Here is an 11147-nt window from a genome sequence, read left to right on the forward strand (position 1 = left end):
CAGCGGCGTCGCGACCCTGCCCGACGCGGCGCTGGCGGCCGTGCGCACCCTCGGCCACGCCGCCGCTCGCCCGCAGGCGGTGGTCGGGTCCGCACTGAGGTACGGCGCGTCGGTCCGCCGGCTGCTCACCCAGGCCGCGCGACCCTCGCCGGAGCTGTCCCCGCGCACCGGCAGGAAGTGGACCTTCCTCACCCTCGACGCACCGCTCGAGCCGCTCCGCACCGTCGCGCGGCAGGGCGGCGGCACGCTCGACGACGCCGCGGTCGCGCTGGTGCTCGGCGGGCTCCGCCGCTACCACGCGCGCCGGGACGGCTCCGTGCACGAGATCCCCGTCGGCGTACGCGTCTCGCTCGACCGCGCCGACGACCTCGGCAACCGGTTCGCCGGCGCCCTGATCTCCGGGCCGCTCGCGATCGAGGACCCCGTCGACCGGGTCGCCGCCGTCCGCGGCGAGGTGCTGTCGCTGCACACCGAGCGGGCGCTGGAGGTGCTCGACGCCGCGGCCCCGATGATGAACCGGATGCCGTCATTCGTCGGCGCCTCGGCGCTGCGCACCGCCGCCGTCCCCGACGCCTTCGTCCTCACGCTGCCCGGGCCGCCGCGGCGGCGCTACATGGCGGGTGCCGAGGTGCAGGGGATGTACGTCCTCGGCCCACTGCCCGGCGCCGCGCTGACCGTGTGCCTGGTGACCGTCGGCGACACCGCCTGCATCGGCGTCAACGTCGACGCGAGCGCGGTGGCCGACCTCGGTGCGCTGCGCGAGTGCCTCGTCGAGGGTGTCGAGGAGATGGTCTCCGCCGCTCAGGGCGACGTCGGGGGAGCCGGGTCGGTCGGGCCGACGTAGTAGAGCATCCGGTAGTCCACGCCGGCCTCGATGTTGAGGAAGCCGTGGCGCTCGTAGAACCGCCGGGTGTCGACGTCGACCTCGTCGACGCCGATGTGCATCTCGGGCGAGCCCAGCCCGCGCGCCAGGCGGCGGCAGAGGTCGAGGACCCGGGTGCCGATGCCGTGCGACCGCAGGGCGGGTACGACGTACAGCTCCTCGAGCTGCGACACGGGGCCGTCGAACCAGATGGCCGGGCGCAGGCTCAGCAGGGCGAAGCCCACGGGGGTCCCGTCGGGCTCCTCGGCGAGCACCGCGACGATGTCGTCGAGGGCGAGGATCCGGGCGAAGCGCGCGGCCAGGACGTCGGCGTCGTCGGTCTCCGTCTCGAACTCGGTGTTGAAGTCCCACAGCAGCCGGCCGAGCACGTCGGCGTCGGCGGGGGTGGCGCGGCGCACCTCGGTCACGACGCGCCCCGGTGGCGGGCGAAGAAGGCGTCCAGCAGCGCGGTGGACTCGTCGGCCAGCACGCCTGCGACGACCTCGGGCCGGTGGTTGAGCCGACGGTCGCGGACCACGTCCCAGAGCGAGCCGACCGCGCCCAGCTTGTCGTCGTACGCCCCGAAGACGAGGCGGTCCACCCGCGCGAGCACGAGGGCGCCGGCGCACATGGTGCAGGGCTCGAGGGTGACGACGAGGGTGCAGCCGGTCAGCCGCCACTCGCCGCGCACGGCCGCGGCCGCGCGCAGGGCCACCACCTCGGCGTGCCCGGTCGGGTCGCCGTGGGACTCGCGGGTGTTGCGACCGGTGCCGATCACGGTGCCCGTCTCGTCGAGCACCACGGCCCCCACCGGTACGTCGTCGCCCGCCAGCGCGGCCCGCGCCTCGGCCAGGGCCAGGCGCATCGGCTCCTTCCAGGAGGAGCCGCATCCGTCGGGGCTCATGCAGACGTGAGGCCGACGGCGTCGTCGAAGAGGTCGCCGAAACCGAGACGGCGGGCGATGTCGGAGAGCACGTCGTCAGGGTAGAGGTCGGCGTCGTCGAGCAAGGCGCCCATGTCGATGGCGTGGAGCCCGAGGTCGCCGAGGAGGTCGAGGTCGCCGGCCGGCACCTCCTCGTCGTCGTCCTCCGGCGGGGGCAGGCCCAGGAAGTCGATGGCCGACTGGGCCAGCTCCCACTCAACGGCGGCGGTGACGTCGGAGAGCAGCACGCGGGTCGTGGACCCCGCCACCCGGACGAGCACGAAGAAGTCCTCGTCGACGGCGACCATGCCGACGGCGCCGGCCTCGCCGGAGACCTGGCGCAGGGCGTGGCTGAGGGTGTCGACGGAGTTGAAGGCCGGCGAGGCGATGTCCTGCACCTGCCAGGCGCCGTCCTCGAGGAACGCGACCAGCGCGTAGTCGACCTCGCCGATGTGCTCGGACATGTCCCGACCCTCCCCAGGCTGCTGACCCGTCCAATGTCGCAGATGCGGGCGGGTGCGCCAACCCTCTTTCGGACTCGTTCGCCCCCGGCGGGGCCCACTAGGGTGGCCGCATGCGCCTGCACGTGGTGAACCACCCCCTCGTCTCCCACAAGCTCACCGTCCTCCGCGACGAGGACACCGACTCCCCGACCTTCCGTCGGCTGACCGACGAGCTGGTCACCCTGCTGGCCTACGAGGCCACCCGCGAGGTGCGCGTGGACCCGCGCGAGATCACCACCCCGGTCGGCCCGACCACCGGCGTCTACCTCGCCCAGCCGCGGCCGATGGTCGTGCCGATCCTGCGCGCCGGGCTCGGCATGCTCGACGGGATGATGCGGCTGCTGCCCACGGCCGAGGTCGGCTTCCTCGGCATGGTCCGCAACGAGGAGACCCTGGCGGCGTCGACGTACGCCGAGCGCCTGCCCGAGGACCTCTCCGGCCGCCAGTGCTACATCCTCGACCCGATGCTCGCCACCGGCGGCACGCTCGCCGCGGCCATCCGCTTCCTCACCGACCGCGGCGCCGACGACATCACCGCCATCTGCCTCCTCGCCGCCCCCGAGGGCGTCGCCAACCTCGAGGCCGCGCTGGCCGACCTCGCGGTGCCGGTCGCCGTGGTGACCGCGGCCATGGACGAGAAGCTCAACGACAAGGGCTACATCGTGCCGGGCCTCGGCGATGCGGGCGACCGGCTCTACGGCGTCGCGCACTGACCCACTGGTAGTCCGCATCAAAGAGCTCGTCGACCAGGGCCCGGCACGAGTCAGCTGATGCGGACTACTCGATCGGCGACGAGGTAGCCGTCCGGGTCGAGCCCCACGGGCACCGGGTCGACGATCTCCATCGCGTCGACGCCCTCGCCCTCACGGTTGCGGAAGCCGATCAGGCACCACGAGCCGTCGCGTCGCTGCACCAGTGGCGCTGCGAACAGGTCGGGCACGGCCGTGAACGGGCGCGCGGCGTCGACGTCCCACGGGCCGAGCGCCGACGCTCCCGGCACCGACCACGTGCAGTGGTCGCCGGAGCGTGCGCGCCGCTCGGCGGTCTGCTCCTCGGGGTGACAGGTGAAGACCAGCACCCAGCGGCCGTCGACCTCCTTGACCTGCGCCACCTCGAGCTGGCCGAAGCCGGCACCGGGACGGGTCAACGGCTCGTACGTCGTCCAGCTCGCGAGGTCGCGGCTGCGGGCGTGGGCGAGCACGCCGTCGTCGTTGCGCCCGGCGCCGACCGCGCGGGCGCAGACCAGCAGGTGCCAGCCGTCACCATCGGGGTCGCGCAGCACGAGCGGGTCGCGCCAGGTCTCGCTGGCCGTCTGGTCGTCTACGTCCGTCTTGTACCACCGCGGGTCGACCGGAGCCAGGGGAGCGGACCCGGCGCGCTCCCACGCCACGAGGTCGTGGGACACCGCCTGCCCGAGCCGCTGGTCCTTCGGGCCGCCGCCGGTGGAGATGGCGGTGTAGAACATCCGCCACCGCCCGTCGTCGTCACGGACCACCGACCCGGTCCAGATGGCGAGGTCGTCCCACGCCCCCTCCCGTGGCCCGAGCGCGTCGGGCTGCGCGGTCCACGAGACCAGGTCGGGCGACGTCGCGTGGCCCACGACGGCGCGGGTGTGCCGCGAGGACATGCCGTCCTCGTGGCGTGACGCCTTGAGGAAGAAGAGGTGGAAGAGCTCGCCGTCGTCGGCGACCCAGCTGTCCCAGACCCAGTGCTCCGGAAGCCTCAGCGCCACCGGTCAGTCGCGGATCGCGAGACCGGTGTCAGGGTCGAAGTAGTGCAACCGCTCCGCGTCGATCGCGATCTGCACCTCGTCGCCGGGCCGCACCCGCGAGCGCGGGGTGAAGGAGGCCACCCAGACGTTGCCGGTGTGGGTGGTCGGCACGTCCTCGGTGCCGGCGTCCTCCTCGAGCGCCTTGGTGTCCTCGGTGACCACGCGCGGCGCGTCGACCGGGAAGTGCACCACGATCTCCGAGCCGAGCGCCTCGGTCAGCGCGACCCTGGTGCCCAACCGGGGACGGCCGGCGTCGCGGGCGAGCGCGGCGTCCTCCATGTCCTCGCTGCGCAGGCCGACCGCCACCTGGCGACCGGCGTACGACGCCAGGGCGGGGCGCTCGGCGGTGACCGAGGCGGGCACCTCGATGGTCGTCCCGCCGAACGACACCGTCACGCCGGAGCCGGTGCGGTCGATGGTGGCGAGGGCCATGTTCATCGGCGGGGAGCCGATGAAGCCGGCGACGAAGATGTTGTCGGGGTGGTCGTAGAGGTGCTGCGGGGCGCCGAGCTGCTGCAGCACGCCGGCCTTCATCAGGGCGACCCGGTCGCCCATCGTCATCGCCTCGGTCTGGTCGTGGGTGACGTAGATCGTGGTGACGTTGAGGTCGCGCTGCACCTGGGCGATCTCGGCCCGCATCTGCACGCGGAGCTTGGCGTCGAGGTTGGACAGCGGCTCGTCCATGAGGAAGACCTTGGGCTCGCGCACGATCGCGCGGCCCATGGCGACGCGCTGGCGCTGGCCGCCGGAGAGCTGCTTGGGCTTGCGGTCGAGCAGCGGTCCGAGCTCGAGCATGTCGGCGGCGCGCTTGACCCGCTTCTCCACCTCGCCCTTGTCCATCCGCCGGATCTTCAGGCCGTAGGCGATGTTGTCGGCCACGGTCATGTGCGGGTAGAGGGCGTAGGACTGGAAGACCATCGCGATGTCGCGCTCGCGGGAGGCCAGCGTGTTGACGACCCGGTCCCCGATCGTGAGAGTGCCGCTGCTGATGTCCTCCAGCCCGGCGATCATCCGCAGGGCGGTGGACTTGCCGCACCCGGACGGGCCGACCAGCACGATGAACTCGCCGTCGGCGATGTCGATGGACAGGTCCTGCACGGCGTGGAAGCCGTTCTCGTACTCCTTGTTGACCTTGTCGAGGACTACTTCAGCCACGATCCACTCATCCCTTCACGGCGCCGGCGGTCAGCCCGCCGACGATGTAGCGCTGGAGGTACATGAACAAGCCGACCGTCGGCACGGCGAGGACCACGGCGCCGGCCGCGAACTCGCCGAACTGGGCGTTCTTGGTCAGCGGGTCGGCGATCAGCCCGTAGAGGCCGACGGCCGCGGTCTTCGACTCGTCCTGGCGGAGGAAGACGCTGGCGATCAGGAACTCGTTGATCGCCCCGATGAAGCCCAGGAGCCCGGTGATCGCGAGGATCGGCGCCACGAGCGGGAGGATGATCCCGAAGAAGACCTGGACGTGCGTCGCGCCGTCCATCTTGGCCGACTCGTCGAGGTCCTTGGGGATCGTGTCGAAGAAGCCCTTCATCAGCCACGTGTTCACGCCGAGGGCTCCTCCGAGGTAGAGGATGACCAGCCCGGCGGCCGTGTTGAAGCCGATCGCCGGCCACAGCTCGGTGATGTTGGCGAAGATCAGGTAGATCGCGACGATCGCGAGGAACTGCGGGAACATCTGCACGAGCAGCAGCCCCATGAGCCCGGTGCGGCGGCCGGTGAACCGGAACCGCGAGAACGCGAACGCGGCGCACGCGGAGATCAGCATCGAGATCGCGGCCGACAGCGAGGCGATCACCAGGCTGTTGACGAACCAGCGCGGGAACGACCCGTCGAAGAGCTCCCGGTAGTTGGCGAGGCTGACGTCGCGCGGGATCAGCGTCGACGAGCTCAGCGTGCCCGTCGGGTTCAGCGACGCCGAGACGACGAACAGGATCGGGAAGATCGAGAAGGCCAGGGCCAGGATCCCCACGAGGTGGCTGAACCCGGTGCGGCGGAACCAGCCGCCCTTCGCGGACCCGAGTCGGACCACCTCGGGCGGATCACCCTCGGCACCCCTCGTGGCCACGGGCGCGGCGGACGTCGTGTGTGTCATCAGTTGATCTCCTCCAGGGCCTGGGTGCGACGGAAGCTCACGATCGAGACGGTCGCCACGATCAGGAAGATGAGCACGGAGATGGCGGCGGCGAACCCGTAGTCGGCGCCGGACCCGCCGAACGCCAGCCGGTAGGTGTAGGTGATCAGCAGGTCGGTGCTGCCGGCACTCGGGTTGTCAGGTGGGAAGGGACCACCGCGGCTGGTCAGGAAGATCGCCGAGAAGTTGTTGAAGTTGAAGGCGAAGGACGTGATCAGCAGCGGCGCGAGCGCCACCAGCAGCAGCGGGAACGTGATCGTGCGGAAGGCGTAGAACGGCTTCGCGCCGTCGACCCCGGCCGCCTCGACGAGGTCGGAGGGGATGGACTGCAGGGCCCCGGTGATCACCAGGAACATGTAGTTGTAGCCCAGCCACAGCTGGATCAGCAGGATGGCGAACATCGAGCTCGCGGTCGTGCCGAACCAGTTGAGGTCGAGGCCGAGGAGGCGGTTGATCAGCCCGAAGTCCTTGTTGAACATCTCGCGCCAGACGAGGTACATCGCGATGCCGGGCATGGCGTACGGGAGGATGATGAAGGACCGGTAGAGCGTGCGCCCGCGCATCAGCGGGTTGTTGAGCGCGATCGCCACCACCAGGCCCAGTCCGAACGTGATCGCCACGGTGCCGATCGCGAAGGCGAAGTTCCACACCACGATCCGCAGGAACGAGCCGCGGATGGTGTCGTTGGTGAAGACCCGGGCGAAGTTGTCGAGGCCGACGTTGACCTTCCAGCCCTGCGCGAGCGGTCGGGCGCCGTCGTCGCTGACGAACGAGCCCTCGCCGTCGTCGGCGGTCCACGTGTCGCCGGTGGCGGCGTCGGTGATGCAGTCGCACCCCTTGTCGTATGACTGCTGGGGCGACCCCTCGAACGCGGCCGACAGGCCCTGGCTCTTGATCGCACCGGCGTCGGTCGGGACGCTGAAGGCGGAGATGTCGTCCTGACGGGCGTTGACCTGCGGGACGGTGAGGACGGTGTAGTCGTCGGACGCGGTGATCTTGCCCCCCGGTGTCGGCGCCTCGAAGGTCCCCTCCTCGAGCGGCTCGAGGCCGTCGGCGGTGCCGACGAAGCTCTCCTGCGAGGTCGGGTCGGACAGCAGGAAGACGATGTCGCCCGTGGCGGCGTCGCCGTCCGTGGCGAGGGTCAGGGTGTAGATGGTGGAGCCGGGCACCTGCGTGACCGAGGCGCCCTGGATGGCGGTGATCGCCTGCTCCTTGGTGCCGCGGTGCCCGTCACTGAAGTTCGTGAACGCCGTCGAGACGGTGTAGAGGACCGGGATGACCTGGAAGGCGATGAGGAAGAGCGTGCCGGGCAGCAGGTACTTCATCGGCACCGTGCGCGGCGACAGGTAGATGTAGAACGCCAGTGCTGTCACGCCGGCGACGACACCCAGTCCCCACCAGTTGTCGGAGCGGATCAGCGGGAGCGCCGCCCAGAGGGCGATGGCCGCGACCACGGCGAGGCCGACGACCTTGACCATCAGCGTCCTGGGGCTGCTGGTGCCGTCGGCGCCCAGCCCCCACCGGGGTGCCTTGCGGCTCGGGGGCGATGTCGTGCTGCCTGCCACGTGACTCTCCTCGACGTAGTCGTGTGCGGGGGGACCGGCTCCCCGGGGCGAGCCGACGGCCCGCCCCGGGAGACACCTGGCCTATTCCTTCATCGCCGCCTGGATGGCCTTGGCCGCGCTGTCGATCGTCGCCTGCGGGTCGGCGCCCCCGATGACGGCCGCCTCGGCCTTGCCCAGCGGGTCCCAGACCGCCGCCATCTCCGGGATGCTCGGCATGATCTGGCCGTTCTCCGCACCGGCGGCGCTGACGGCCGCGACCGCGGGGTTGTCACCCTCGATCTGGGCGAGCGTGTCCTTGTTGGCGGGCACGTTCTTGGTGGCCTCGAAGAGCTGGGCGCCGACGTCGGCACGCGACCAGTAGTTGGTGACGAACTCCTGGGCCAGCGTCTTGTTCTTGCCGCCGCTCGCGACGTAGGCCGCGTCGACGGTGATGAACGGAGAGGCCGGGTCCATGCCCTCGAAGCCGGGCACGGCGGACACCTCGTAGTTGATGTCACTGTCGTCGATCGTGGTCAGCTGCCACGGGCCCTCGACCAGGAAGGGGGTCTTGCCGTCGGTGAAGAGCGCGATGGCGTTGTCGGTGTTGACCGAGCGCTTGAGCACGCCCGAGCCCTTCTCGCCGAGCTCGCCGATCTTCTTGTACGCCTCGACCGATCCCGGGGTGCCGACGCCGAGGTCGCTGGGGTCGAAGGAGCCGTCGTCGCCCTGGCCGAACATGTAGCCGCCGCCGGAGGTGTAGAGCGGGTTGATGAAGTAGGGGTTGCCGGTGTCGCTGACGGGCCAGGCCAGTGGCGCCGTGGCGTCACCCGACTGCACCGACTTCTGGCCGGCCGCGACCATGTCCTCCACCGTGGCGGGGGCGTCGGGAGCGAGGTCGGTGTTGCGGAACAGCACGATGTTGTTCATCGTGTAGGGCATGCCGTAGGTCTGCCCGTCGAAGGTGACCGCCTCGAGCGACAGTGGCTGGAGCGTGGAGCTGGTCGCCTCGGGGATCTGGATCGGGTCGATCGTGCCGTTCTGGACCAGGTTTCCGATCCAGTCGTGCGCGCCCATCACGACGTCCGGCGGGTCACCTGCCTGCGCGGCCGTCACGAAGTTGGCCTGGAGCTCCGCGCCCGGCAGGACCTCGACGGTCACGTCGACGCCGTTCTCCTCGCCGAAGGCCTTGCCGATCTCGGTGGTCGCGTCCCCGCCGGGGCCGTCGCCGACCCAGATCAGGAGCTCGCCGCCGGAGGCAGCGGGGGTCTCGCCGCCGCCACCGTCGCTGTCGTTGTCGTCGCTCGAGCCGCCTCCACAGGCGGAGAGGGCGAGGCCGGTCGCCAGCAGGCCTGCCGCGAGCCGGAACGTGCGGGTACTGCGTGTCATGCGGGACTCCTCTGTGCGGGATGAGAACCGGGGGTCGAGCCGTGAGACACGGTCTGGGTGGTGGTCACCGAGACCGGAAGCCCTTGATAAAACGATTTAGCAGGAGTAAACCTTGTGATGTGCGACACGTCAAGGGACCAGATCGTACGCTTCGCGGGGGGTGTCGACGAGGGCGGCCGCGCCGTCGGGAAGGAAGGCCATGCCCACCACCGCCAGGCCGCGCGTCCGGCTGCGCGACGTCGCCGAGCACGCGAGGGTGTCCGCGACGACCGCGTCGCTGGTCCTGGGTGGTCGCGACGTGCGGGTCTCCGAGCAGACCCGGCAGCGCGTGCTGCGGGCCGCTCGCGAGCTGGACTACCGGCCCAACCTCACCGCGCGGAGCCTGCGCACGCAGGTCAGCAGCACCATCGGCCTGGTGGCCGACACGATCGTCACCGGCCACTACGGCGGCGAGCTGATCCGGGGCAGCCTGACCGCCGCGCTCGCGCACGGGCACCGGTTGCTCGTCTGCGAGTACGAGGGCGATCCCGTGCTGGAGCCGATGCTGATCGAGGACCTCGTCGCCCGCCAGGTCGACGGCCTGCTCTACACGACGGCCTCGCACGACCGGGTCGAGCTGCCCGACGCCCTCGCCGGGCAGCGGGTCGTGCTGGTCAACTGCGAGAGCGAGTCGTCCCACCCCAGCGTCGTACCCGACGAGGCCGAGGGCGGCCGCGCCGCCGCGCGCCTGCTGACTGATGCCGGCCACCGCGAGGGGATCGTGCTGGTCGGCGAGACCCCGACGACCTCGTTGCCCGCCTCACGCCGGCTCGAGGGCGTCACGGCGGGGCTGGCCGAGGTCGGGGCCGTCGTCGCCGAGCAGCTCGACTGCTCGTGGTGGCCCGAGGCCGCTTTCGACGCGGTGACCGAGGCGCTGGCCGGCGGGATGCGGCCCCGCGCCCTCGTCTGCCTCAACGACCGCATCGCGCTCGGCACCTACCAGGCCCTCGGCGAGGCCGGGCTGAGCGTGCCCGGCGACGTCTCGGTGGTCTCCTTCGACGACTCCGAGCTCGCCAGCTGGCTGCGCCCGGCCCTGTCGACGATCGCGCTGCCGGAGTTCGAGATGGGTCGGTTGGCCGTCGACCTCCTGCTCGGCGAGGAGGCGGTCACCGGCGCCGTGCTCGTGCCGATGCCGGTCCGCGAGCGCGGGTCGGTGGCCCCGCCCTCGCGATAGTCCGCGGCAAAAGGCTCCTTCCGACCGCTTCCGGAGCAGCTTTGTGCAGCGGACTGCCGGGGAGGGAGGTCAGCCGACGAGCACGACGTGCAGCGTGCGCGGGCCGTGCACGCCCTCGACCCGGTCGAGCTCGATGTCGCTCGTGGCCGACGGGCCGCTGATCCAGGTGAGCGCGCGGGCGGGGTCCAGCAGGGCGATCGCGTCGGGGACGTCGGCCACCACCTGGCTCGCCTCGACGATGCAGACGTGGAGGTCGGGGACGAGGCTGATCGCGCGGCGGCCCTGGTCGGGAAGGTGGTCGAGCACGATCGTGCCGGTCTCGGCGATGCCGACACGGCACCGCGTGACCACGGCGTCGAGGCCGTCGAGCTCGGCCGCCGAGAACCCGTCGTGGGGTCCTGTCGAAGGGTCCACCACGGCTCCGGGGACCTCGAGGCCGAGGCCGGGAGGCACGACGGCGCTCGCGCCGTCGAGCACGCCGGCCACCACGGACGCCAGCTCCTCGGCGGTGCAGCGGGTGACGGTGGCGCGGTAGTCCTCGACGCGCTCGACGAAGAGCGCCACGAGGTCACCCCGGTCCGGCACGCGCGGCGCGGAGGGTACGTCGACCGCGGGCGAGACGTCGGCCAGCGCCGATCGGACCCGCGCGAGGATCTCGTCGCGGGCGTTCACGACCTGCCGCCGTCCGTGCGGTCCCACCACTCGCGGAAGGACTCCTCCGGTGGCGCGGGCAGGTCGCGCGCGCCGGTCCAGCCGGCGGCCGGTCCGGGGAGCCGGCCGGCGGCATGTCGGCCGCCGGGCAGCGTCGTACG

12 protein-coding genes are annotated in these 11147 nt (G+C 71.5%); 3 read left to right on the top strand and 9 right to left on the bottom strand.

Features of this window, described 5'->3' with window-relative positions; genetic code table 11:
- Positions 1-844, top strand: an 844-nt coding sequence (locus JWN97_RS15535; protein ID WP_297624476.1) for a WS/DGAT domain-containing protein, incomplete at its 5' end; no start/stop codon positions are given.
- Here JWN97_RS15535 and JWN97_RS15540 read toward each other — a convergent pair.
- The 3 genes from JWN97_RS15540 to JWN97_RS15550 are packed head-to-tail and all read right to left on the bottom strand — an operon-like array spanning position 802 to position 2248.
- Positions 802-1290: a GNAT family N-acetyltransferase gene (locus tag JWN97_RS15540; protein ID WP_297624479.1), complete on the bottom strand. Its 489-nt coding sequence runs from the start codon at positions 1288-1290 to the stop codon at positions 802-804. The genes JWN97_RS15535 and JWN97_RS15540 overlap by 43 nt on opposite strands.
- Positions 1287-1766: a tRNA adenosine(34) deaminase TadA gene (gene tadA / locus JWN97_RS15545; protein ID WP_297624482.1), complete on the bottom strand. Its 480-nt coding sequence runs from the start codon at positions 1764-1766 to the stop codon at positions 1287-1289. Before tadA ends, JWN97_RS15540 begins: the two co-directional genes overlap by 4 nt.
- A complete protein-coding gene (locus JWN97_RS15550; protein ID WP_297624485.1) occupies positions 1763-2248 on the bottom strand; it encodes a tRNA adenosine deaminase-associated protein in 486 nt (161 codons plus the stop codon). The genes tadA and JWN97_RS15550 overlap by 4 nt, the downstream gene beginning before the upstream one ends.
- A gap of 110 nt (positions 2249-2358) precedes the next feature.
- Here JWN97_RS15550 and upp point away from each other — a divergent pair, with 110 nt between their 5' ends.
- Positions 2359-3000: a uracil phosphoribosyltransferase gene (gene upp / locus JWN97_RS15555; RefSeq protein ID WP_297624488.1), complete on the top strand. Its 642-nt coding sequence runs from the start codon at positions 2359-2361 to the stop codon at positions 2998-3000.
- Between the two features lie 50 nt (positions 3001-3050).
- Here upp and JWN97_RS15560 read toward each other — a convergent pair whose 3' ends face one another.
- The 5 genes from JWN97_RS15560 to JWN97_RS15580 form a co-directional block, all read right to left on the bottom strand.
- Positions 3051-4019 (bottom strand): hypothetical protein, encoded by a 969-nt coding sequence (locus JWN97_RS15560; RefSeq protein ID WP_297624491.1) that lies wholly within the window; start codon positions 4017-4019, stop codon positions 3051-3053.
- A 3-nt stretch (positions 4020-4022) separates the two neighbouring features.
- Complete coding sequence (ugpC, locus tag JWN97_RS15565) at positions 4023-5213, bottom strand: sn-glycerol-3-phosphate ABC transporter ATP-binding protein UgpC (protein ID WP_297624494.1); 1191 nt, start codon at positions 5211-5213, stop codon at positions 4023-4025.
- A 7-nt stretch (positions 5214-5220) separates the two neighbouring features.
- Positions 5221-6153, bottom strand: coding sequence for a sugar ABC transporter permease (locus JWN97_RS15570; protein WP_297624497.1), 933 nt, complete (start codon positions 6151-6153; stop codon positions 5221-5223).
- A complete protein-coding gene (locus tag JWN97_RS15575) occupies positions 6153-7757 on the bottom strand; it encodes an ABC transporter permease subunit (RefSeq protein WP_297624500.1) in 1605 nt (534 codons plus the stop codon). Before JWN97_RS15575 ends, JWN97_RS15570 begins: the two co-directional genes overlap by 1 nt.
- Positions 7758-7838: 81 nt before the next feature.
- On the bottom strand, positions 7839-9122 hold the full coding sequence (locus JWN97_RS15580; protein WP_297624503.1) for a maltose ABC transporter substrate-binding protein: 1284 nt from the start codon (positions 9120-9122) through the stop codon (positions 7839-7841).
- A 199-nt stretch (positions 9123-9321) separates the two neighbouring features.
- Here JWN97_RS15580 and JWN97_RS15585 point away from each other — a divergent pair, with 199 nt between their 5' ends.
- Positions 9322-10335, top strand: coding sequence for a LacI family DNA-binding transcriptional regulator (locus JWN97_RS15585; RefSeq protein WP_297624505.1), 1014 nt, complete (start codon positions 9322-9324; stop codon positions 10333-10335).
- Between the two features lie 69 nt (positions 10336-10404).
- On the opposite strand, the gene JWN97_RS15590 is transcribed toward JWN97_RS15585, so the two are convergent.
- Positions 10405-11007: a lactate utilization protein C gene (locus JWN97_RS15590; protein ID WP_297624508.1), complete on the bottom strand. Its 603-nt coding sequence runs from the start codon at positions 11005-11007 to the stop codon at positions 10405-10407.
- Positions 11008-11147: the final 140 nt, after the last annotated feature.

It is taken from the genome of Nocardioides sp. (assembly GCF_025965415.1).
Classification (GTDB): domain Bacteria; phylum Actinomycetota; class Actinomycetes; order Propionibacteriales; family Nocardioidaceae; genus Nocardioides.

Bases quoted from the DNA above. Each gene is read 5' to 3' on its own strand.
- JWN97_RS15550 (WP_297624485.1), bottom strand. From the start codon at position 2,248: ATGTCCGAGCACATCGGCGAGGTCGACTACGCGCTGGTCGCGTTCCTC.
- JWN97_RS15585 (WP_297624505.1), top strand. From the start codon at position 9,322: ATGCCCACCACCGCCAGGCCGCGCGTCCGGCTGCGCGACGTCGCCGAG.
- upp (WP_297624488.1), top strand. From the start codon at position 2,359: ATGCGCCTGCACGTGGTGAACCACCCCCTCGTCTCCCACAAGCTCACC.
- JWN97_RS15580 (WP_297624503.1), bottom strand. From the start codon at position 9,122: ATGACACGCAGTACCCGCACGTTCCGGCTCGCGGCAGGCCTGCTGGCG.
- JWN97_RS15570 (WP_297624497.1), bottom strand. From the start codon at position 6,153: ATGACACACACGACGTCCGCCGCGCCCGTGGCCACGAGGGGTGCCGAG.
- tadA (WP_297624482.1), bottom strand. From the start codon at position 1,766: ATGAGCCCCGACGGATGCGGCTCCTCCTGGAAGGAGCCGATGCGCCTG.